At 62.7% G+C, this 22,647-nt stretch carries 21 protein-coding genes and 1 pseudogene; 10 read left to right on the forward strand and 12 right to left on the reverse strand.

Annotation, left to right across the window (positions count from 1 at the left end; all coding sequences use genetic code 11):
* The first annotated feature begins 35 nt into the window (after positions 1-35).
* Complete coding sequence (gene sufU / locus YWU_RS0110995; protein WP_027020513.1) at positions 36-500, forward strand: Fe-S cluster assembly sulfur transfer protein SufU; 465 nt, start codon at positions 36-38, stop codon at positions 498-500.
* Entirely contained in the window at positions 497-934 is a 438-nt protein-coding gene (locus tag YWU_RS0111000) for a metal-sulfur cluster assembly factor (RefSeq protein ID WP_027020514.1), read from the forward strand. Before sufU ends, YWU_RS0111000 begins: the two co-directional genes overlap by 4 nt.
* A 220-nt stretch (positions 935-1,154) precedes the next feature.
* Here YWU_RS0111000 and YWU_RS0111005 read toward each other — a convergent pair.
* The 3 genes from YWU_RS0111005 to YWU_RS0111025 form a co-directional block, all read right to left on the reverse strand.
* Positions 1,155-2,344 (reverse strand): IS3 family transposase gene (locus tag YWU_RS0111005; RefSeq protein WP_156892817.1). Its coding sequence is split into 2 segments (ribosomal slippage): positions 1,155-2,063 and positions 2,066-2,344, totalling 1,188 coding nucleotides; the frame shifts between segments, so codons are not numbered across the junction.
* A gap of 31 nt (positions 2,345-2,375) precedes the next feature.
* Positions 2,376-2,939, reverse strand: coding sequence for a hypothetical protein (locus YWU_RS18240; RefSeq protein ID WP_205618329.1), 564 nt, complete (start codon positions 2,937-2,939; stop codon positions 2,376-2,378).
* A 299-nt stretch (positions 2,940-3,238) separates the two neighbouring features.
* Positions 3,239-4,180 (reverse strand): GlxA family transcriptional regulator, encoded by a 942-nt coding sequence (locus YWU_RS0111025; RefSeq protein WP_027020517.1) that lies wholly within the window; start codon positions 4,178-4,180, stop codon positions 3,239-3,241.
* A gap of 107 nt (positions 4,181-4,287) precedes the next feature.
* On the opposite strand from YWU_RS0111025, the gene YWU_RS0111030 reads away from it, so the two are divergent.
* Together YWU_RS0111030 and YWU_RS0111035 are read left to right on the forward strand one after the other, a co-directional pair.
* Entirely contained in the window at positions 4,288-4,599 is a 312-nt protein-coding gene (locus YWU_RS0111030) for a putative quinol monooxygenase (RefSeq protein ID WP_027020518.1), read from the forward strand.
* Positions 4,600-5,185: 586 nt separating this feature from the next.
* Positions 5,186-6,511: an ISL3-like element ISPfr2 family transposase gene (locus YWU_RS0111035; protein WP_027020519.1), complete on the forward strand. Its 1,326-nt coding sequence runs from the start codon at positions 5,186-5,188 to the stop codon at positions 6,509-6,511.
* A gap of 21 nt (positions 6,512-6,532) precedes the next feature.
* Here the strand turns inward: YWU_RS0111035 and YWU_RS0111040 are convergent, their stop codons facing one another.
* The 5 genes and pseudogenes from YWU_RS0111040 to YWU_RS0111060 all read right to left on the reverse strand — a co-directional run bounded on the left by YWU_RS0111040 (position 6,533) and on the right by YWU_RS0111060 (position 10,723).
* A complete protein-coding gene (locus tag YWU_RS0111040; RefSeq protein WP_027020520.1) occupies positions 6,533-7,048 on the reverse strand; it encodes a hypothetical protein in 516 nt (171 codons plus the stop codon).
* Entirely contained in the window at positions 7,045-7,695 is a 651-nt protein-coding gene (locus YWU_RS0111045; RefSeq protein ID WP_027020521.1) for an ATP-binding protein, read from the reverse strand. The genes YWU_RS0111040 and YWU_RS0111045 overlap by 4 nt, the downstream gene beginning before the upstream one ends.
* A 54-nt stretch (positions 7,696-7,749) precedes the next feature.
* The gene (locus YWU_RS0111050) at positions 7,750-8,130 is read right to left on the reverse strand and encodes a hypothetical protein (protein WP_027020522.1); all 381 of its coding nucleotides are present in this window, start codon (positions 8,128-8,130) and stop codon (positions 7,750-7,752) included.
* Positions 8,131-8,144: 14 nt separating this feature from the next.
* A pseudogene (locus YWU_RS16495) lies at positions 8,145-9,530 on the reverse strand (amino acid permease).
* 122 nt (positions 9,531-9,652) lie between these two features.
* Positions 9,653-10,723, reverse strand: coding sequence for a lycopene cyclase family protein (locus YWU_RS0111060; protein WP_027020523.1), 1,071 nt, complete (start codon positions 10,721-10,723; stop codon positions 9,653-9,655).
* Between the two features lie 59 nt (positions 10,724-10,782).
* Between YWU_RS0111060 and YWU_RS0111065 the strand changes: the two genes are divergently transcribed.
* Positions 10,783-12,414 carry an ABC-F family ATP-binding cassette domain-containing protein gene (locus tag YWU_RS0111065; protein ID WP_027020524.1) on the forward strand — a complete coding sequence of 544 codons (1,632 nt, stop codon included), beginning with the start codon at positions 10,783-10,785 and terminating at the stop codon, positions 12,412-12,414.
* Positions 12,415-12,437: 23 nt separating this feature from the next.
* Here YWU_RS0111065 and YWU_RS0111070 read toward each other — a convergent pair whose 3' ends face one another.
* From YWU_RS0111070 to acnA, 4 genes are all read right to left on the reverse strand, one after another.
* A complete protein-coding gene (locus YWU_RS0111070; protein ID WP_034647745.1) occupies positions 12,438-13,190 on the reverse strand; it encodes a glutamine amidotransferase in 753 nt (250 codons plus the stop codon).
* The gene (locus YWU_RS0111075) at positions 13,177-13,920 is read right to left on the reverse strand and encodes a glutamine amidotransferase-related protein (protein WP_027020526.1); all 744 of its coding nucleotides are present in this window, start codon (positions 13,918-13,920) and stop codon (positions 13,177-13,179) included. The genes YWU_RS0111070 and YWU_RS0111075 overlap by 14 nt, the downstream gene beginning before the upstream one ends.
* Before the next feature lie 121 nt (positions 13,921-14,041).
* The gene (locus tag YWU_RS0111080; RefSeq protein ID WP_027020527.1) at positions 14,042-14,605 is read right to left on the reverse strand and encodes a TetR/AcrR family transcriptional regulator; all 564 of its coding nucleotides are present in this window, start codon (positions 14,603-14,605) and stop codon (positions 14,042-14,044) included.
* Positions 14,606-14,709: 104 nt separating this feature from the next.
* Positions 14,710-17,511: an aconitate hydratase AcnA gene (acnA, locus tag YWU_RS0111085; protein ID WP_027020528.1), complete on the reverse strand. Its 2,802-nt coding sequence runs from the start codon at positions 17,509-17,511 to the stop codon at positions 14,710-14,712.
* 270 nt (positions 17,512-17,781) lie between these two features.
* Here acnA and YWU_RS16500 point away from each other — a divergent pair, with 270 nt between their 5' ends.
* The 5 genes from YWU_RS16500 to YWU_RS0111110 all read left to right on the forward strand — a co-directional run bounded on the left by YWU_RS16500 (position 17,782) and on the right by YWU_RS0111110 (position 22,269).
* Positions 17,782-18,309, forward strand: coding sequence for an Rv1476 family membrane protein (locus YWU_RS16500; RefSeq protein WP_034647746.1), 528 nt, complete (start codon positions 17,782-17,784; stop codon positions 18,307-18,309).
* Positions 18,302-19,285, forward strand: a complete 984-nt coding sequence (locus tag YWU_RS0111095) for an AAA family ATPase (RefSeq protein WP_240484125.1) — start codon at positions 18,302-18,304, stop codon at positions 19,283-19,285. Before YWU_RS16500 ends, YWU_RS0111095 begins: the two co-directional genes overlap by 8 nt.
* A complete protein-coding gene (locus tag YWU_RS0111100; RefSeq protein WP_027020530.1) occupies positions 19,286-20,152 on the forward strand; it encodes a DUF58 domain-containing protein in 867 nt (288 codons plus the stop codon).
* The gene (locus tag YWU_RS0111105) at positions 20,152-21,120 is read left to right on the forward strand and encodes a VWA domain-containing protein (RefSeq protein WP_027020531.1); all 969 of its coding nucleotides are present in this window, start codon (positions 20,152-20,154) and stop codon (positions 21,118-21,120) included. The genes YWU_RS0111100 and YWU_RS0111105 overlap by 1 nt, the downstream gene beginning before the upstream one ends.
* A gap of 78 nt (positions 21,121-21,198) precedes the next feature.
* Positions 21,199-22,269, forward strand: coding sequence for a ferrochelatase (locus YWU_RS0111110; protein WP_027020532.1), 1,071 nt, complete (start codon positions 21,199-21,201; stop codon positions 22,267-22,269).
* Positions 22,270-22,647: the final 378 nt, after the last annotated feature.

The following is a 22,647-nucleotide window of genomic DNA, read 5'->3' on the forward strand; positions in this document are numbered from 1 at the left end:
GGAATCTAACCGGCGTAGCTGGCGTTGGAGGAGACATGAAGCTCGAGCAGATGTACCAGGAAGTCATCCTGGACCACTACAAGCACCCGCAGCACAGCGGCCTCCGGGAACCGTTCTGTACCGAGGTACACCACGTCAATCCGTCCTGTGGCGATGAATTGACCCTGAGGGTGAAGCTGTCAGACGACCAGAAGACGGTCGAGGATGTGTCGTACCACGCGGTTGGCTGCTCGATCTCTCAGGCCTCCACGTCGGTGATGGCCGAAGAAATCGTCGGGAAGTCCGTTACTGAGGCGATGGAAAAGCTCGACGACTTCGAGAAGATGATCACCTCCCGGGGCACTATCGAAGGTGACGAAGACGTGATCGGCGATGGAATCGCATTCGCCGGAGTTAGCAAATACCCCGCACGCGTCAAGTGCGCATTGCTCGGATGGAAGGCCTTCCAGGCCGCAACCGCCGATGCAATGATGGGCAGCGACAATGAAGGAGCATCATGAGCGACGAGCAGACGACCCCCCAGGTGGAAGAGCCGCAGGTCGAGACCACTGAGCAGGAGGCCGAGCCCGCTGAGTATTCCCTCGCGGTGCCCGAGCGGCCGGACCAGACTCCGGAGCAGGAGCAGCTCGCCATTCAGGTTGAAGACGCGATGTTCGAGGTTATGGACCCCGAGATCGGCATCAACGTTGTGGATCTCGGACTTGTCTACGATATCTGGATCGAGAATGGCACCGAGGCAGTCATCCACATGACCCTCACGTCCCCGGCGTGTCCGCTGACGGACATGCTAGAGAGCCAGACCGAGTCCATGGTCATGGAAGTCCCCGGAGTTAGCGCTCACCGCATCAACTGGGTTTGGACTCCGGCATGGGGACCCCAGTTCATCACTGAAGACGGACGCGATCAGATGCGTGCGCTCGGCTTCTCCGTTTAGCCCCGCTTACTTCGGTTAACCCGGAGAAGACTGGATCAGATTAGCCCGTCTGACTTCACTTGGTGGAGCAGGCGGGCTTTCGTCGATACATCGAGTCCCAGGAACGCGTACTTCGCGCGAATCCGGGTGATGTGGGTTCGAACGGTGTTCTCCGAGAGGTACAGCGCTGCAGCTGCGTGGGTCTGCCCCCGGTCTGGTTGACACTCGGGGTTTGCAGTAATCAGGCCGCGTCTGCGGCCGTGTAAATCATCTCAAACTCGACCGGCGTGAGCTTGCCCAGGGCACGCTGGCGGCGCCGTCGGTTGTACTTCGTTTCGATCCAGGTGACCATCGCCAGACGGAGTTCCTCCCGGCTGTCCCACCGCCTGGTGTTGAGCACGTTCTTCTGCAACAACGAGAAGAAACTCTCCATGCTGGCGTTGTCCCCGGCGCCGTAGGCGCGGCCCATCGACCCGACCATCCCGTTGTTCGCGAGCAGCCGCTGGACCTTCTTCGCGCGGAACTGACCGCCCCTGTCGGAATGACAGATCGTGCCGACCGGCGAACGCAACGCGATCGCGTTCCGCATCGCGGCAGCGGCCAGGGNCGACTTCATCCGCGAGTCGATGGAGTAGCCCACGATCTTGTTGGAGTACACGTCCTTGATCGCGCAGATGTACAGCTTCCCTTCCCGCGTCGGATGCTCGGAGATGTCCCAGAGCCAGACCTTGTTCGGGCCATCCGTGGTGAACTCGTGACGAATCACGCCATGGGCGTCCACGACCGCGAGGAGGTCGTCGTGGGGCGCCGGGCCGGTGGCACCGGCCTTGGACCGCTTCTTGTGGTGACTGGCGCTGATTCCAGCGATGCGGCACAACCGGTGCACCCGGTTCTCCCCGACCTTGATGCCGTGCTCGTCAGCGAGTTCGTCGGTGAGGAACCGGTAGCCGAGGGTGGCGTCATCAGTGTGCAGGTCGTGCAGCTTGTTCATCAGGTGCGCGTCGTCGTATTCACGCCGGCAGACCGGGTCCTTGAGCCACTTGTAGTACCCCTGGGTCGACAGTCCCAGGACCCGGCACGCCACCGCGATCGGCACCCGGATCCGGGCGCCGACCGCGGCCATCTCTTGGACGAGCGGGAAGACTATTTTCCCGGCAGGTTCGCCTGGGACAGGTACGCCGCGGCACGTCGGAGGACCTCGTTCTCCTGTTCCAACAGCCGGATCCGTTTCTTGGCTTCGCGTAGTTCGGTCCGGTCAGCGTCGGTGAGGCCCGGGCGGCGGCCATCCTCGATGTCGGCGGCCTTCATCCAGTTGTGCAGGGAGGCTTCGGAGATCCCGAAGTCCTTCGCGATCTGTTTCAGGGGTGCTTGGCCCTTGCGGGCCACGGCCACGACGTCGTCGCGGAAATCCTTGGGGAACGGCTTCGGCATGGTGAACATCCTTGCTTGTGAGGTCAAATCCTCACAGGTCAGGTGTCAACCAAACTCGGGGCAGACCCAGTTGTAGGCCGGTGGACTCGCTGTGGTCGTCGAGAAGCTGAACTGAGATCCCTCGAGCACGGGCTCTCCACACCGCAGTGCGGATGTCTGGCGAATCCAGGAGGGGCGACCGGATCGCATCGCGGAGTCTCATCTCAGTCAGGCGTGCCCGTTCTCCTAGGGCATCGTCAATACACTCTTGGCGGGTCACCGCGTCAAACACTGGAAGAACCTCATTCTCCAGACGCCGGAGATTCAACTGCCGACGTGCTTCGACCTCTGCGGCGGTGGCTGCATCGCGTTGTGCTTGCCGCAGACTCGCTTGAGCAGCAGGCAGCCTGCGAATGAAGTATCGAACTCCGACATTGACCAGGACTGCAGCGGCCACCAGGATGCACGAGAGAATGATCTGTACGCCGCTGATGTTGTCGTTGGGGGACGGCCACCATACTGGCTCTTCCCAGATGAGGGTGTAGGTCGGCCGGGCGCGTCGGTCCGCAGATAGACGTCGAGGTCTCCCGACGACGGAGGTTCCTACGCCATCCATCCGAAAGACCTCGACGTGTCCGACGCTACCCGGCCGGCCGGCTTCGGCCGCCCTGACCTGACCGCCTTCGCGTCTCATCCCAGTCGACCCTGATCGAGTCTGCTGACCCCCTCGACGAGAACGCAGCGACATCACAGCCACCCAACCCCGACCGTCCGGGAAGCCGGGACACGTCACATGGCCTGTGCTGCGGGCGTGTCGAGTGGGTCGTCCAGGGGCGACGCAGGAGCGTCGACGCGACGTGCTGAGAGGTGGTTCCAGTCGAGCGCTAGGACACCGGCTACAGGCATGGCGATAGGTCAGGAACGGCGTCGCTCCCTGCGCAGGAGGGAGCGCAGAGTCTCGGCGTTCGCGTAGCCGACCCGTAGCGCGATCTCGGCGGGGGTGAGGTCCGTGGTTGCTGAGAGGTGCCGAGCTCGTTCGATGCGAAGCCGTTGGACGAAACCGAGCGGAGTGAGGTTGAGCGCCGCACGGACTCGTCGTTCGAGGGTGCGCCGGCTGGTGCCGAGCGACTGCGCGACGAAGGCGACGTTGAACGGTTCGTCCAGGCGGGCGCGCACGAAGCGTTCGAACTCGACGACGATCGGGTCCTCGTGCCGGAGATGTTCGTAGGCGACGAAGGCCGCCTGCGACGGACGCTCGTCGATGATGAGGAGCTTGGCGACATGTTGGGCCAGGTCGGGGCTGATCGATCGCACGAGTGAGAGTGCGAGGTCGATGTGGGCGAACGCGGCGCCGGCGGTGACGAGGTTCCCGTCGACCACGACCATGGTGTCGAGATCGAGGGCGACGGTCGGATAGCGCTTCAGGAACGCCGGCCCTAGGAACCAGCTGGTCGTCGCCCTCCGATGATGCATCCGTCCGGTCTCGGCGACGGCGAACACGCCGGTGCACGCCGCGGCGATCCGGGTGGTCGCCTCGTCGAGGCGCCCGAGCGAGGCGATGACCGAACGAGCATCTCGGCTCTGGAGGGCGTCGTTGGTAGCGGCGGCCGTGAGGGTTCCAAGCGCAGGGACGACGACCACGTCGAACTCTCCGGACTCCGACAGCGGGTGGTCCACTGACAGGGTCATCGATGCCGTCGTGGTCACTCGCCGTTTCGGTCCGAGGATGGCGAGTTCGATCGGGTCGATCCGCGGGTCGATATCGCCGCGGGCTCCGTCGGCCACCCGCACGATGTCGATGATCGACGCGATAGCCGAACCGAAGCAGCCGTCGATCGCGATCAGTCCGATACGCATGACGTAAACAATAGCAATACTGTCGTATACGCCACTACCCATCGGCCCTCGCTCGTCATACGCTGAACTCGTCCCACGAAGAACCCCGAGGTCAAGGAGAGTCCCTCATGTCCACACCCGCATCACTTCCGTATGCCTTCGTCGCCAAGATCGTCGCGGCCGATGGACAGCACGACGCGCTCGCCGATCTGCTCGCCGGCGCTGTCGCACTCGCCAACGAAGAAGTAGGAACGATTGTCTGGTTCGCGGTCAGGACCCACGCCGACACCTTCTGGATCTTCGATGCATTCCCCGACGAAGCCGCTCGCGACGCCCACGCCAACGGCGCCATCGTCGCAGCCCTGATGGCCAACCAGCACCTCCTCAGCGCAGCACCCGAGATCCTGGCGGCCGACGTCCTCGCGTCCAAGCTCCCGTAGTCCGCCAACGCACGAGACGATCGCGCCCGCCGAGCCGTCGCCAGGTCGCGACGCAACGCCACGCTGCGTTGCCGAGCGGTGCGAGGCCTATCGGCCCACGGACAGGATGCCGGGCCGCGAGCGCTCAGCCGGCGAGGGGTCCGTCGCAGAGGAGAGCGACGTCGGTGTCGGGCAGAGCCGTGAGGCCAGCGCATCGCGCGACCACCAAAACCGAACCGCCTGTCGGAATCGAACCGACGACCTAATCACGTCGGCTTTGCGTCTATCGCTTGATGCGCCCACTGGGCGAACGAGCCGCTGACCTGCGCAAACGCCGAGCGTGGGGGACGCCGCCATCCGGTGGTGACCGACGACGACCGACCAGTACCGACCGTTTCACCGGAGCTTGCGGCGGCGTCGAAGCCGAGCAAGCTCCATTCTTTTAGCTCACCGCGCCCTCCTCCTCGGCGGTCCCGTCGTCGGCGAAGACGTCTCAGGGGTCTTCTCAGATGAGGGTGTAGGTCGGCCGGGCGCGTCGGTCCGCAGATAGACGTCGAGGTCTCCCGACGACGGAGGTTCCTACGCCATCCATCCGAAAGACCTCGACGTGTCCGACGCTACCCCGCCGGCCGGCTTCGGCCGCCCTGACCTGACCGCCTTCGCTCGACTCGACGGCCTCGGTCTGAGCGTGACCGGACAACAACTTGAGCCGGATCGTGCAGTCCTCGCGTGCCGCGTGGTGGAACCAGATCAGTGGTGCCGACGGTGCGGCAGCGAAGGCGCTGCTCGTGACACCGTGATCCGGCGGTTGGCCCACGAGCCGCTGGGCTGGCGACCGACCGTGCTGGAAGTTGTCGTGCGCCGCTACCGCTGTGCCGACTGCGGACACGTGTGGCGCCAAGACACCAGCGCCGCGGCGGAGCCACGCGCGAAGCTCTCGCGCACCGGGCTGCGGTGGGCGCTGGAAGGGATCGTGGTCGCACACCTCAACGTCGCACGTGTCGCCGAGGGACTCGGGGTCGCGTGGGACACCGCCAACAACGCGGTCCTGACTGAAGGCAAGCGGCTGCTGATCAACGACCCCACGCGGTTCGAGGGCGTGAAGGTCATTGGCGTCGATGAGCACGTCTGGCGCCACACCAGGCGTGGCGACAAGTACGTCACCGTGATCATCGACCTCACCCCGGTTCGCGATGGCGCCGGCCCAGCAAGGCTGCTGGACATGGTCGAGGGCCGGTCGAAGGCGGCGTTCAAGACCTGGCTCGCCGACCGCGACGACGCCTTCCGTGACGCGGTCGAGGTGGTCGCGATGGACGGCTTCACCGGGTTCAAGACCGCCGCTGCAGAGGAGATCCCGGACGCGGTCACGGTGATGGATCCCTTCCACGTCGTGCGCCTGGCCGGTGACGCCCTCGACAGGTGCCGGCGCCGGGTCCAACTCGCGATCCACGGGCACCGTGGGTTCAGGGACGACCCGCTCTACAAGTCGCGGCGCACACTGCACACCGGCGCGGACCTGCTCACCGACAAGCAGAGCGACAGGCTACGCGCGCTGTTCGTTGATGACGCTCACGTCGAGGTCGAGGCGACCTGGGGTGTCTACCAGCGCATGATCGCCGCCTATCGCCACGAGGACCGGCAACGTGGCCGCGAGCTCATGGAGAAGCTGATCACCGACCTCAGCGCCGGCGTCCCCAAGGTGCTCACCGAGCTCACCACCCTGGGCCGGACCCTGAAGAAGCGAGCCGCTGACGTGCTCGCCTACTTCGAACGACCCGGCACCAGCAACGGGCCGACCGAGGCGCTCAACGGACGGCTCGAACACCTGCGCGGCTCCGCACTCGGGTTCCGCAACCTGACCAACTACATCGCCCGAAGCCTGCTCGAGACCGGCGGCTTCAGACCCCAACTCCTACACCCCCGATTGGGATGAGCCACCATACTGCTGAAACTTCTACGACCAGAGCACCGGTGCCGACGCCGGCGACGGCAACCCATGGCCGTCCCTTAAACGCCACCAACGACCCCAACATGGAGAGAGCATTGAGATGCCAATGGTGGCTCCAGATGGCGGAGTCAGAGAGGTCCTGCCACATTCCGGCCTGTGCCAAGGCGACGAGGAGGACGAATGCGGTGATCGCTCGCCGCCGCGGAGCGGATGCTCACGGCCTGGGAACACCACGGCGACAATGGCCAGCATCAGGGCGTAGGAGATCACCGCGCCCGGCGCGAATGGCCGGTTGGTTGAGATCGTCATGATCGCGAAGACAATCGCCACGGCCAGGGCGAACCCCCTGGAGTAGACAAGGTCCATCCGCAGCAGATCGAATACTTCAAGGTCCGTCGTTCCAGTGGGGCCTGCGACAGGCTCGGGAATGGTCGCTGTCTCTGCCCCTGTCCACGCCAGCGTCACAGTGGTGTCTAGGCCGCGTTCTGAGGTAACTGTTCCGGTGCCGCCAGCAGACTTCATTCGGAAATGACTGATGCTTTGATCCCGGCGGCGTCTGGGCGAATGGTGGTGGTATCGAATCCCGGGCCGTCGTCTCGGTAAGTGATTAGCAGTCTTCCAGGGGCAATCTCGACGGAACAGTGTCTGGAAGCGGTGTCTCCAGCGTGCTTTGCAGAGTTTTTCGCGGCCTCCGCCAATGCCATAACCACCGCAGTGACAACGGGGCCTGGAATTCCCGATTGCTCCAGCTCTGAGTCTGTGAAGTCCAGGGTCGTGTTGACCTGGCAGTCAGGTGTGTGGGTATCCAAGGAACGTTGCAGGGCGGTGAGGCAGTTATCGACCGTCACGTCCCCAGTGGCGCCGTACGCCTCGCTGAACTTCAGATCGATGGGATTAGTCGGCCGGATTCCTTTGGCTATTCCAGCCAGTAGCGTCAGGATGTTGTCGTGGACGAGCCCGGTGAATCGCGCAATTTCGTCCGAACGTGCCCGGAGCTTCGCCGCTCGGACTTCGTCCCGCATTGCTTTGGCTTCGGTGGTGTCGATGACACGCGAAGCGGTGATGGTGCCTGATGCGGCAAGCACCAAGGCAAAGACGTTGATCAGGTTGAATCCCACCTCGCCGATGACGCTGAGGGGTGCGAACCGTCCCTCGTACAAGGAGTTCATCAGGGACGTGCCACCGACTCCGAGAAACCAGTATGGAACTGCTACTCGAACTGGTTAGGTCAGTGCCATTGCGACTGCGGGAATCCCGGAAAAGCCGGCGAACCACATGCCAGGCCCAGTCGCCGGTGTTCCTTCGTAGGGACGAAAAAAGACCAACACCATGACAATTGGGAGTGTCAGTGCGGTGACCCGGAGCGAAAGAACCATCAGATTTCGGCGGCCGGAGACCCATGCGACGAACATGAGGAGGTTTGCGCCGGCGAATATCGCGGCGGACACCATCGGGAACCAATGCTCGGTGAAAGTGCCCGATGGGAGAGACCGGGTGATGGCCTCGAACATGAAGAACGGCCAGCAGACCGCCATCGACAAAGTGGCAGCCCGAAGCATCGCCGTCTCTAGGGTCGGCCCAGTGGTTCTGATGAGCGGGAACACTCACTCAGAATAGGTTACTGGCGGGAAAGATCGGCCTCTTCAGGCTTAACGGCCTTGGCCTTCTTGACCACCCGGAAGCCGAACCACAGAGCCAGGAATACGGGGATACCGAAGTAGGGGGCGAGGACTCCCAGCACGTTGTCACCATTGACCACTGGATCCCAGGCCTGACCCAGGATCACTAGGAAACACATTGCTAGGGCGACGACAGCTCCTGCTGGGAAGAACTTTGCCCGGTACGGCAATTCGTCCAGAGACTTGCCCTGGGCCTTCATGGCCCGTCTGAAGCAGAAATGCGACCAGGAGATGCCAGCCCAGGTGATGAAGCCGGCGAGGGCGGAGAGCGTCAGTAGGAATGTGTAAGCGGCGCCATCTCCAACGATCGAAGTCAGGAATCCGGACATGCCGATGGCTGTGGTCGCCAGCAGCGCATTCATCGGGACACCACGGCGAGTGAGGTTGCCGAAAATTCGGGGTGCCTGCCCGGTCCGAGCCATCGAGTACAATATTCGAGTGGATGCGTACAGGCCGGAGTTTCCCGCCGACAGGACCGAGGTGAGGATCACCGCGTTCATGAGTGCAGCGGCGAAGGCGATTCCCGCTCGGTCGAAAACCAGGGTGAACGGAGAGACCGCGATGTTGGACTCGGAGGAGGCCAGCAGGTTTGGGTCGGTGTAGGGGATGAGGAAGCCAATCACAGCGATCGCGCCGATGTAGAACAGCAGGATGCGCCAGAAGATCGTGCGGATTGCCTTCGGCAGGGTCTTCTCGGGGTTGTCTGCCTCTCCAGCGGCAACACCGACAAGCTCGGTGCCCTGGAAGGAGTACGCGGCCACAACGAATACGGCGAGGATTCCCGCACCACCACCGACGAAAGGTGCCGAGCCTTCCGTCCAGTTGCTAAACCCGGGAGAGGTTCCTCCCATGATTCCCAGAATCATCGCCACGCCGATCACGAGGAAGACCACAACGGTGATCACTTTGATCGCGGCGAACCAGAACTCGCCCTCGCCAAATGCGCGGGCGGACAAGGCATTCAAACCGAAGAGTAGCGCCAGGAAGATGGCGGACCAGATGATGGAGGGGACGTCGGGAAGCCAGTATTTCATCACCAGAACCGCGGCTACGAGCTCCGCTGCGACCGTAATTGCCTAGTTGAACCAGTAATTCCACCCAAGCGCGAAACCGAACGAGGGGGAGACATACCGGCTGCCGTACTCCTGGAAGGAACCTGCGACAGGCAGGTACGCGGCCATCTCACCGAGGGACTGCATCNCCAGCCACACCATGATGCCGATCAGGGCGTACGCCGCGAGGGCGCCGCCCGGTCCGGCTGTGGAGATCGTCGCACCAGAGGCGACGAACAGACCGGTACCGATCGATCCGCCAATGGCGATCATCGTCAGGTGACGGGTCCGGAGACTGCGATGCAGTTGCTCCTGGGTTGAAACAGTCTCGGACACTAAATCTCCTGTGCACTATGAGGTGTGAGCCGGAGACTCCTCGTCGCCGGACCGCACGATCATAAGCGACGGAAGAGAAATGCACTTAGCAGCGTTCCCAAAACTTTCGGCGCTCGCCGTGCCAGCGGGACTGATAGCGCCACCATTGCTGCAGCTGTACCTGGCACACCACCGCGACCGGTGAGGTAATTGTGAATCAGCCGATCGGGGAGCGTGAAGAAGGCATCGAAGAATTCCCGCGTCTGCTGTGGATCAAAAGCCAGGAGGACAACCAGTCCCCGGCGTCGCAGCCACAGCAGGGGCCATCCGCCGCGGGGGGGAAAAGGCTTCCCACCGTCCAGGTCATCTAGCACCCGATCTACATCCGCAAGCATCGAACCGACCGAGTAACCTGTCGCCGGATGCATCCAACCACCGGCAACTCCGAATTTCTGCACGCCCTGAAGTGATCGGAGCTTCGCCGGACCGACCGGGAAGTTCACAGTCTCGTATTCTTCGGTCGCCGTCTCATCAATCCCGAGGGATCCCAACCGCCGAGTCAGGTTCCTCTTCAGCAGGTCCATCGACTCAGCAGTGCCGGCTCGAGTGACTAGAATGGTCTCCTCGATCAGCCACCGTCCGTCTGCCAGCGGAATTCGGTAGGAGAAGGTGGTATCGGCGCCGTCTCCATCAGAGACGTCCCGGAAATCCATCAGGACTGGGATTCGATGTTCCTGCGGGAGGGCAGTTTCCGGCAGGATCGCCCCGTACGCAAATTGGCGCACCGCCAGTGGCTCGGTATTGACCGTGCTCACGACCGCACCCTCAACCTCAACGGGGTCAGCGGTATCTTGCACCACCTCATAGCCATCAAACCCCTTGAGGATGGTGGTGTTGAGGACGAGGTAAGCGTCGGGAAGCATATGTTTGTGGCCGCCCGAGCCGATAACGGTAGGAAAGAAGCGCTTCCCGACGGCTTCCGCACCCACCCATTCCGGCATCTCCCGCTCCCACATACCAATGGTGGAGGGCATAGAACCTCCCGCGGGATCGATGCCTGTCACGCTCCAACCGCGTTCTGCAGCCCGGTGGGCGAGCGCCCGGCCGGCAGGGCCAAGGCCGAGGACAGAGAGACGCTGGTGCTGAGCCATGTCACCAGCATAGGAGGGCGGATTGGGACGTGGGGTTACTGCCGGTAGAGTGGCCCGATGTGATTGTCACCCATGATCTTGAGGTCCGAGTCGGCGCGCGCACCCTATTGGACGCGCCCGGCGAATTGCTGCGCGTCCAGGAGGGTGACCGCATCGGTCTGGTCGGCAGGAACGGCGCCGGCAAGACCACCACGATGCGAATTCTCGCAGGTGAGGGTGAGCCCTATGGCGGCTCCGTCACCAGGAGCGGTCCGATCGGATACCTGCCGCAGGACTCCAAAGAGGGCGACATCAATCAGTCGGCCCGGGATCGTGTGTTGTCAGCCCGCGGGCTGGACCAGCTCCGGCAGAGCATGGAGCGCCAGCAGGAGATCATGGAGACCACTTCCGATGACCGCAAGCGCGACGCGGCGATCCGGAAGTACTCCCGCCTTGAGGAGCAGTACCAGTCGCTCGGTGGCTATGAGGCCGATTCTGAGGCTGCTCGCATCTGCGACGCCCTCGGATTGCCCGAGCGGGTGCTAGACCAGAAGCTCTCGACGCTCTCCGGAGGTCAGCGCCGCCGTGTTGAGTTGGCTCAGATCCTGTTTGCTGCCTCCGGAGGCTCCGGTAAGTCGAACACAACGCTGCTTCTCGACGAGCCGACCAACCACCTCGACGCTGACTCCATCGAGTGGCTCCGTGACTTCCTGAAGAAGCACGAGGGCGGTCTGATCATCATCAGCCACGATGTGGACCTGCTGCGCGCGGTCTGCAACAAGATCTGGTTCCTGGATGCCGTGCGCGGTGAAGCAGACATCTACAACATGGGCTGGAAGAAGTACCTCGACGCGCGTGCCACCGACGAGGCTCGCCGACGCCGTGAGCGATCCAACGCCGAAAAGAAGGCGTCCGCGCTGCACAAGCAGGCCGACAAGCTCGGTGCGAAGGCCACCAAGGCGAAGGCTGCGAAGCAGATGGCTGCCCGCGCCGACCGCATGATGAATGAGCTTGATGATGTCCGCGTCGAGGACAAGGTCGCCCACATCTCGTTCCCGGAGCCTGCTGCCTGTGGCAAGACTCCGATGAATGCTAAGGGGCTGACCAAGATGTACGGCTCTTTGGAGGTCTTCGCTGGCGTGGACCTGGCCATCGACAAGGGCTCGCGCGTGGTCGTGCTGGGCTTCAATGGTGCAGGTAAAACAACGTTGCTGAAGCTGCTGGCCGGTGTCGAACGCGTCGACGGAGAAGGTGGCATCGTCTCTGGCCACGGCCTGAAAATCGGTTACTTCGCCCAGGAGCACGACACCATCGACGGCAACAAATCGGTCTGGCAGAACACCATTGAATCCTGCCCGACTGTCGACGAGCAGGAGCTGCGCAGCCTGCTGGGCGCGTTCATGTTCACCGGTCCCCAGCTCGACCAACCTGCTGGAACGCTTTCCGGTGGTGAGAAGACCAGGCTCGCACTGGCTGCTCTGGTGTCCTCGCGCGCGAACGTACTGCTTCTCGACGAGCCCACCAACAACCTTGACCCGATGTCTCGCGAACAGGTCCTCGATGCACTGCGCACTTACAAGGGTGCCGTTGTCCTGGTCACTCACGATCCGGGCGCAGTGAAGGCCCTGGAGCCCGAGCGCGTCATCGTGCTTCCGGACGGTACCGAGGACCTCTGGAACGAGCAGTACATGGAAATCGTCGAGCTGGCGTAGCTGGACCGTCGGGCCCAGCGGCACTACCGCGCAGCGATCTCCGCGAAGTTCCGGAGCATCAGGCCTGACTGCGCAACATTCTTCGTCCGGGCCGCCAGCACCGCGTCTTCGAAGCCACTAGGGCCGTAGTAACCCTGGCCCACGTAGATGCCCAGGCGCTGGGCGAAGGTATCCGCGTCCAGTTCAGGGTGAAACTGGGTCGCGTAGGCATTGTCGCCAAGTCGGAACATCTGGGTGGGACAGTGCTCACCAGATCCAAGAAGCACCGCATCCTGCGGCAGCTGCTCGATGGCCTCCTTGTGTCCGACAGGGGAGTAGAAGGTGTCCGGAATCCCCTCGAGAACCGGATCGCGGCGACCGGCGTCCGTTTTCGTCACGGCAGCCACCGAGGCCTCTTCACCGAACTTCCGCGAGATCACTCCGTCTCCGGCAGTGCCAAGCAAACCAATGCCGTAGCATGCGCCGAAGAAGGGGAAAGAGCGGTCGAGGACGACGTCGAGAAGCGAGGAGAACCACGCTTCGACGGCCACCTGCGCCTCTGATTTTTGCTCATCCATAACGTTAAACGGGCCGCCGCCGACGATAATGCCCGAATAGTCTGCCAAGTTCGGCACGCCAAAGTTCGGATCGAGCGCAGCGCTCTCCAGACGGATCTGGTGGAGCCTGGCCGCAGGAATGCCCGTGCGGCGGCAGAAGGAAAGATGCTCTGCATGGGCTGCGACGTTTTCGGCACGCGTCGACAGCAGCAGGAAGGGCTTGTAGCTACCGGCCGGCATAGTCAACCTCGCAGAAACGTCGGAAACCGGTGAAGATACCGGCCACGGGGGAGAGCTCTGCAGCATTCGCAGATTCAATGATGGATTCGGCCTTTGCGGTGTCGTAGTACCCGTGGTCAGAGTAAAAGGCCATTCGACGGGCGAACCCGGTGGCGTCCAACTCCGGGTGGAACTGGGTCGCCCAGGTGTTGCGGTTGACCCGATAGAACTGGACTGGGCACGTGGGACCAGTACCGAGAACCACGGCAGAGTCAGCGATTTCAGCGACCGACTCAACATGGCCGGTGAGTACTTGGAACCTCTGAGGCAGGTAACGGCAGATCGGGTCGTGCGTAGCTGCCTCAGTGAGCTCAACGGTGGAGACCGATGCGCTCTCACCATAGGAACGGTCCACACGGCCGCCCATCGTCCACGTGCAAAAGCCCGAGCCGAAGCAGATGAACAGCGAGGGAACCGCCGACTGGAGGATCTGCACCATCAGCGATTGAACGTGCTTCTGGGTAGCTGTATGGACCAAGTCCGTGACATTAAACGGACTGCCGCCGACGAGGACACCGTCATACGCCGAGAGGTCAGGCAACGTAGCGGATTCAGAGTCGATCACGTGGTGATCGAGATCAATCGGTCCGTACTCCGGGACCGTCAGGTTCAGCGCCCGAGTGAAATCCGCCAGTTCGGCCTGGGTGACATCGACGCCCGGCCTGGGGGCGACGAGAAGATAACTGGGCATAAGTAGACAGCTTAGTACGGAGGTCGCCGTCGTCACGCATCCGGTTCCCTGAAATTAGTTCCACGCATACCGAATGGCGCCCCACCTGCGGTGGAACGCCCTCAGTCGCGCGGCACAGCTATCACTGCCGGCGCATGGTCTCCTCGACCAGGTCCAGAACCTCGGAGATCTGACCGGTCGGTTGGCCCGAAGCCAACCTGGTGATCACACCGTCCAACACCAGCTCCAAGAGCAGGCGCATCACCTCTGGAGAGACGTCTTCACGCAACAACCCGCTACGAGCTGAGGCGTCCAGGCGCTTCTGCACAGCGGCATCCAACTGCCCCTGGTGCTCCATCCACTTCGACCGGAAGGCCTCATCAGTACGGAGCCGACGGACTACCTCCAGCCGGGTACTCAGCCAGGCATGGCGCTCCGGGTTAGCCAGAACGTCACGCATCACCTCGACGAGGCCGGAGGATGCGGTCACCTCCGCCATCTCAGCGGCATCCTCCTCAGCAAGAGCGAGGAAGAGTCCTTCCTTCGACCCGAAGTGGTGGAAGATCGCTCCCCGTGACTTACCGGTTGCGGCCTCCAAGCGCGCGACGGTCGCACCGTCGTAGCCGAAGTCCGCGAAACACTGTCGGGCACCGTCAAGAATGTCGCTGCGCCGGTGTTCCAGGTCCTTGTTGCTTACCCGCGGCATCACTCACGAACCTTCCTCATATACGTCCGCCCCGGCCCCGGAGTAAAACCGGGGCCGGGGCGGACGGATCATGCTCAGTGGAGCAACTCCGTAAACCGGAGTAACTAGCCGTTGATCATGTTGCGCAGCACGTACTGCAGGATGCCGCCGTTACGGAAGTAATCGGCCTCACCCGGGGTGTCGATGCGGACCGGAGCGTCGAACTCGATCTTCTCGCCGTTCTCCTTGGTCGCCGTGACCTTGATGACGGACGGGATGGAGCCGTTGTTGAGCTCCTCGATGCCCTCGAAGTCGAAGGTCTCGGTGCCCTCGATGCCGAGGGACTTCCAGGACTCGCCCTCCGGGAACTGCAGCGGGATAACGCCCATGCCGATGAGGTTCGAGCGGTGGATACGCTCGAAGGACTCAGCGATGACGACCTTCACGCCCAGCAGCAGGGTGCCCTTAGCAGCCCAGTCACGGGACGAACCGGTGCCGTACTCCTTGCCACCGAGGACGACGAGCGGGGTGCCCTCGGCCTTGTAGTTCTGGCAAGCGTCGTAGATGAAGGACTGCGGTCCACCCTCCTGGGTGAAGTCGCGGGTGTAGCCACCGGAGACACCGTCGAGAAGCTGGTTCTGCAGACGGATGTTCGCGAAGGTACCGCGGACCATGACCTCGTGGTTACCACGACGGGCACCCAGCGAGTTGTAGTCCTTGCGCTCGACACCCATGGAATCCAGGTACTGAGCGGCCGGGGTGCCCGGCTTAATGGACGATGCGGGGGAGATGTGGTCGGTGGTGACCGAGTCGCCCAGCAGTGCCATCACGCGTGCGCCATGGACGTCGGAAACCGGAGCCGGCTCCATTTCCATGTCGTCGAAGTACGGTGCCTTGCGGATGTAAGAAGACTTGTCGTCCCAGTCGAAGGTCTTGCCCTCCGGCGTGGGCAGGGACTGCCAACGCTCGTCGCCGGCGAAGACGTCCTTGTAGTCCTCTTCGTACAGCTCGGAGGTGATGGACTCCTCGATGACGCGCTCGATCTCGTCAGTGGAGGGCCAGATGTCAGCCAGGAAGATGTCGTTGCCGTCAGCGTCCTGACCCAGCGGCTGGGTCTCGAAGTCGAAGTCCATCGTTCCGGCGATCGCGTAAGCGATGACCAGGATCGGGGACGCCAGGTAGTTCATCTTGACGTCCGGGTTGATGCGACCCTCGAAGTTACGGTTACCGGAGAGCACGGCGGTGGCAGCGAGGTCACCGTCGTTGATTCCCTGGGAGATCTCCTCCGGCAGCGGACCGGAGTTACCGATGCAGGTGGTGCAGCCGTAGCCGACGAGGTAGAAGCCCATGGCCTCCAGAGCCGGCCAGAGGCCTGCCTTCTCGTAGTAACCGGTGACAACCTGGGAACCCGGGGCCATCGAGGTCTTCACCCACGGTGCCGACTTCAGACCCTTGTCCGCGGCGTTGCGGGCCAGCAGAGCGGCGCCGACCATCACGGACGGGTTGGAGGTGTTGGTGCACGAGGTGATGGAAGCGATGGCGACCATACCGTGGTCGAGCTCCATCTCCTCACCGTTGTAAGTAACGGCCGTCGGGTTGGACGGACGTCCCGAAGCGCCGGCTGCAGCCGAGGCAACCTTGCCCTTGGCGTCAGCAGCGGATGCCGGAGTAGCGGTGGCGCGGGACGGTGCGCCGCCCTCTGCCACGAAGTCCTGTGCGTCGGTGTTGCCCGAGGCGCTGAGGACGTAGTTGTGGATGTCCTTGCGGAACTGCTCCTTGGCGGAGGACAGCTCGATGCGGTCCTGCGGACGCTTCGGGCCGGCGATGGACGGAACCACGGTGGACAGGTCCAGCTCGAGGTACTCGGAGTACTCGGCTTCCGGAGTGTTCTCGTCCAGCCACATGCCCTGAGCCTTGGCGTACTCCTCGACCAGGTCGATGGACTCGGCCGAGCGGCCGGTCAGGCGCAGGTACTTGGTGGTCTCGTTGTCGATCGGGAAGATCGCAGCGGTGGAACCGAACTCCGGAGACATGTTGCCGATGGTTGCGCGGTTCGCGAGCGGCAGACGCGAGACGCCGGCGCCGTAGAACTCAACGAACTTGCCGACGACGCCGTGCTGGCGCAGCATGTCGGTGATGGTCAGCACCACGTCGGTGGCGGTAACGCCGACCGGGGTGTCACCGGTCAGCTTGAAGCCGACGACGCGGGGGATCAGCATGGAGATCGGCTGGCCGAGCATTGCTGCCTCAGCCTCGATGCCGCCGACGCCCCAGCCCAGGATGCCCAGGCCGTTCTCCATCGTGGTGTGGGAGTCAGTACCGACGCAGGTGTCCGGGTAGGCCAGGCCATCCTTGTCGAAGACGGTACGGGCCAGGTACTCGATGTTGACCTGGTGGACGATGCCAGTTCCCGGGGGGACCACGCGGAAGTTGGAGAACGCACCGGTGCCCCAACGCAGGAAGCGGTAACGCTCGTCGTTGCGCTGGTACTCGATCTCAACGTTGGTCTCGAGGGCTGCGGAGTCGCCGAATGCCTCGATGATCACGGAGTGGTCGATGACCATCTCGGCCGGGTTCAGCGGGTTAACCTGATCTGGGTCTCCACCCAGGGTCTTGACGGCCTCACGCATGGTGGCGAGGTCGACAACACAAGCAACACCGGTGAAGTCCTGCATGATCACGCGGGCCGGGGTGAACTGGATCTCGATCGACGGCTCAGCCGACGGATCCCAGTTGGCCACTGCGTTGATGTGGTCTTCGGTAATGTTTGCGCCGTCTTCGTTACGCAGGAGGTTCTCGCCGAGAACCTTCATTGCGTAGGGCAGCTTCTCCATGCCGGGCACTGCGTCGAGACGGTAGTAGTCGTAGGACTTTCCGTTGACGTCAAGAGTGCTCTTGGCGTTGAAGGAGTTCTTGCTTTCAGTCACAGTCTGCTCCAATTCTTTGCTGTATTGAGTCCGTGCCCAGAGCCCCGCACACGAACGGGCCTGGGTGGGCACTCGGCGCGGGCGTGGAGTCACCGGAGTTACATGTGCGAAACCCACATGACACAGTGAGCTACTGCCCGACCTGTCAATAACCTTAACAGTACGGGCGTTCTGTTGCACTAATCACTACCGTCTTAGGGATGTCTCGGAGCAGACAAGGCACAATGGTTCCAGCAAGTCGACACTGTCACCGAGGAAGGCGTCCACCACGTGAGTAACCCGAGTCTGGTCTATGACCTCGACGCGATTCGCGCCGAGCTCGCCGAGGACCGTGTCGCGTCAGAGATTCCAGCGCTTAACGACGCCCTGGTGCCCGTCGTGGAATCCGCCCAGGACCGGGGAATTGACGACCTCAAGGTGGTCATCTTGGAAGAGATTCCGAAGGTCGGCACGGAACCGCGGGATCTCGCACAGAAGATCGTGGACCTCGACGGAGGTACGGCAATCGTCCGTACCCCCGCTTATTCAGGATCCGCTTCGGATCAACTCTCACGTGCGGCGTTAGAAACCGCGGAATACGACATGGTGCAGCGGACCAACTATCCAGAGGGTCTGGACTGGTTCATCAGCATGGCCACGCAGCACCACATTCCGTGGTCTGAGATCAATTACCTGCTCCTCGTACTGTTCGCATTGATCACGATCGGCCTGCCGGTCCTTTGGTGGCGCCGTGCGACTGCCGCGAACGCACCTGCCCGAGAATCAACTACAGAACACCAGGAGGTCACGGGTGTCTGATCCGATCGCCCAGACAACTGACAACGCTGACCTGTCACAGGTACTGGCAGAGCTGCAGACCGTCGTGGTGGGGCAGGACCATCTCTGCCGTTCACTCGTCGTGTCGATGCTCGCCGGTGGGCATGTGCTGGTGGAGGGTGTCCCTGGTGTTGCCAAAACCCTTGCTGTATCGACGTTCGCTAAGGTCATCGGCGGTTCTTTCAACCGAATTCAGTTCACTCCGGATCTAGTCCCGTCTGACGTCGTGGGTACTCGAATCTTCCGTCAAGACACCGGTGCGTTCAGTGTCGAGTACGGACCTGTAATGGCAAACGTCCTCCTCGCTGACGAGATCAATCGTGCACCTGCGAAGGTCCAATCTGCTCTCCTGGAGGTGATGGCCGAGAGGCAGGTGTCCATTGGTGGCAGGACGACTGCTGTCCCGGACCCGTTCTTAGTCCTCGCGACGCAGAACCCGATCGAAAACCAGGGCGTCTACCCCCTCCCAGAGGCTCAGCGGGACCGTTTCCTCTTCAAAGTCGTTGTTGACTACCCGACTCCGGCAGAGGAACGCGAGATTGTCTACCGCATGGGTGGTGTCCCGCCGGTGCCTCGCCGGGTACTGACTCCTGAGATCGTCCGGGGCCTGCAGCGCAAGGTCCGGGAGGTCTTCGTCCACCATTCGCTCATCGATTACGTCGTGGCGGTGATTGAGCTGACCCGCAATCCGATGCGCGCAGGTCTCGAGGACGTCAGCCGGTACCTGTCGTATGGAGCTTCTCCGCGTGCCACCCTTGGTGCCATCGCCGCAGCTCGAGCAACCGCACTGCTATCAGGTCGAGATTACGTCACCCCCGATGATGTCGTCGCGGTCCTTCCAGATGTCCTCAGGCACCGCTTGGTCCTCAGCTATGAAGCACTGGCTGATGACGTCAGCGCTGATGCTCTCGTGGACTCGGTGCTGTCCGCCGTTCGTTTGCCGCAGCCGGGAGCCTAAGTGGCCCAGTCCACTGATCGAGATCTCGACCGACTGCTGCGCCACTTGGAGCTGACTGTCACACGTCGGCTCGACGGACTGGTCCGTGGCAGTTACCCGTCGCCACAGCGAGGCCCAGGAACGGCCCCGGACACGACGCGGCTCTATGAGCCCGGCGATGACGTCCGGTACATGGATTGGGCCGTCACTGCCCGAACTGGTGAGCCGCATGTGCGCGACCCGGAGGCCGAGCGCGAACTCGAGTGCTGGATCGTCATCGACACGCCGGCCAGACTGTCCACCGGCTCCGGCACGGTGACCAAGAAGCATTTGCTTGTCGACGTCTCCGCCGCCACCGCACTTCTCAACAACGGCGACGGCGACCGGACAGCATTGTTGGCCGGCGGAGAGGTCGTACCGCCGGGACGCGGCCGAAATTCGGCACTTCGTCTAACGTCGGTTGCCGCCAATCATGCAGGTGGCGGCGGGCTGGCCGCAGATCTTCGGTCGATACCGGCACGGGCACCGAGGGCCGGAATGGTCGTGGTGGTGTCGGACTTCCTAGGCCCGGTTGACTGGGCCGACGACCTGCGCGCGCTGTCCGCACGCACAGATATTGTCGCCGTGCGCCTGATCGACCCCGCGGACGTTGAGCTTCCCGGCGAAGGCCCCGTAGTGCTCTCGGACGCAGACAGCGGCGAGACACTGCAGGTGACCGTTGAACCTGAACTGAGGCGTCGTTATGCCGAGGCCGCAGCCGAGCACACCGCCGAGGTGGACCGGGCGCTGCGTCGAGCCGGCGCACGGCAGGTGGATCTGCGCACGGACCGAGACTGGGTCGTAGACTTCGCGAGGCAACTGTCACCGACCAGGGGAGGCCGTCGCTAATGTTCGCCCAACCTCTCTGGCTCCTCGTGCTCGCCGGAGTCATCGCGATGGCGGTGGCCTACGTCCTCATTCACCGACGGCGCTCTCGTCGAGCCGTGGCCTTCGGCAACATGACCGTTCTTGCGAAGGTCTCGGGAACCGGTCGACCGTGGGTCCGCCATGTTCCCGTCGTTGCAATGCTCGTGGCCTTGGCATTGGCTGCGGTTGCTCTCGCAGGTCCCGTAATGGACACGAGGGTCGCGAAGAACCGCGCGACAATCATCCTCGTCGTCGATGTCTCGCTCTCGATGGGTGCAACAGATGTCGAGCCTGACCGCTTGACTGCCGCAAAACAGGCCGGTCGCGAGTTCATCGAATCGATCCCCGAAGATCTCAACCTCGGGCTCGTCACTTTCGCCGGTTCCACCAGAACTCCGGTGGCACCGACGACGGACCATCAGCGGGCCATCCGGGCCCTGGATGGCGCTAGCCTTGCTAGCGCCACAGCAACCGGAGACGCCATCATGTCGGCCCTAGATTCAGTCGACGAGGTCGAAGATGCCTTCGACGGCGCCGAGGGCCCGCCTCCCGCAGAGATCGTGATGCTGTCAGACGGCAAGCAGACTATCCCCGCGAACCTTGACGACCCCCGAGGCGCATATACAGCCGCCGACGAAGCGGCCTCCCGTGGCGTGCCAGTGAACACGATCTCGTTCGGCACCCCCAGCGGCATCGTCTCTGTCGGCGGCGACATCATCGCGGTGCCCAACGACGATGAATCATTGGCAGAAATTGCTCGCCGTTCGGAAGGTTCCTTCCACTCCGCTCAGAGCCTCGAAGAGCTCCGCGACGCTTACGGGGTCCTATCTGACGACATCGGCTACGAAATCCGGTCGGAGGAGAACCCCCGTCCGTGGCTTATCGCCGCATTCGTCGCGCTTCTCGTGGCCGTCTGCGGCACGTTGATCGAGGCACGACGCGTTCCGTGAGAGCGGCGTCACAGGTAGATATTCGGGAGTCCAAACCGCTTTTCAGTGCCCGTCACCTTGAGGGCTAGAGTGGGTTCTATGAGTGACTCGCCCTACGACGCAATCCTCGTACTGTCCTTCGGTGGACCCGAAAAGACCGAGGATGTGCGTCCTTTCCTGGAGAATGTGACGCGCGGTCGGGGTATCCCACCGGAACGTTTGGACGAGGTCGGGGAGCACTATTACAACTTCGGCGGCAAGTCTCCGCTGAACGACCTGAACCGCGAGATCATCGCGAACCTCGAGGCCATCCTCGCTTCCGAGGGCATTGACCTTCCGGTCTACTTCGGCAATCGAAACTGGCACCCCATGGTGGAGGACACCGTCGAACAGATGTCCAGAGACGGCATCCGCAATGCTCTGGTCTTCGCAACGAGCGCCTGGGCAGGGTACTCCGGTTGCCGCCAGTATCACGAGGACATTGCCCGCGCCCGCGAGCATCTCCGTGAAAAGGACCTGCCCCAGATCCGACTCGAGCGCCTGCGTGGATTCCACGATCACCCGCTATTCATCAACGAGTTCGCTACCGCAGTGAAGGACTCCTTCGAGAAACTTCCGGATGATCGTCGCGACAACGCCCGCCTCGTATTCACTGCGCACTCCATTCCGGTGTCTGCTGATCGTTCGGCGGGTCCGGCTGATGGCGACGGAAACCTTTACTCCCGCCAGGTCGCCGAGTCCGCGGCCCTGATCGCCCAGAAGGTTGGCGTCTCCGAGTATGACGTCGTATGGCAGTCTCGATCCGGCCCTCCTCACATTCCGTGGCTTGAGCCGGATATCGTCGACCATGCCGAGGACCTCGAAGGCCAAAGCTATCGCGCAGCTGTGGTCTGTCCGGTGGGATTCATCTCTGACCACATCGAAGTTGTCTGGGACCTCGACACCGAGCTCATGGACGAGATGAGCGATAAGGATTTCGCCATCCAGCGCTCGGCCACGCCCGGCCCCTCACAGGCCTTTGCCTCGATGATCACCGAGCTCATCCGCGAGCGTCGCGATGGCGCAGACTTGCGACGCCTCGGCTCCGAGCCCCTCCAGGGCTCCGCAGTCAACGGATCCCTGTGCGCCGAACAGTGCTGCGTGCCGGCTAAAAGGCCTCAACCCGCTTAACGACGTCTCCTTCCACACCCCCGACCCCCGAACTCTCGCACAGTTTTTCGGAGGCCGGGGATTTTCCTATTGCGTGACCTGCACAAACACACTAGCCTCGAACACGCAAGCGAGTTGATCGGGAAAACACGGGGATCAACTCACTCACTCCACAACTGAACCAGCTCTGTCACATCTAGCTCTGTCACATCAGCCCAGGGGGACCTGATGCACACCACAGCCAACCCGCCACCATTCGACCTCACCGACCCGGGGTGCCCATTCGCAGCGGCCATCGCACCACAGGCAGCACGCTTCGCCCACGAAAACCCCACTGACGAACTCTCCACCGCCTCGCTCATCTGCAACCGTGCGTTCCTCACCGTCGCTGCAGGCTGC

Source organism: Corynebacterium sputi DSM 45148, from assembly GCF_000427865.1.
GTDB classification, from domain to species: Bacteria; Actinomycetota; Actinomycetes; order Mycobacteriales; family Mycobacteriaceae; genus Corynebacterium; species Corynebacterium sputi.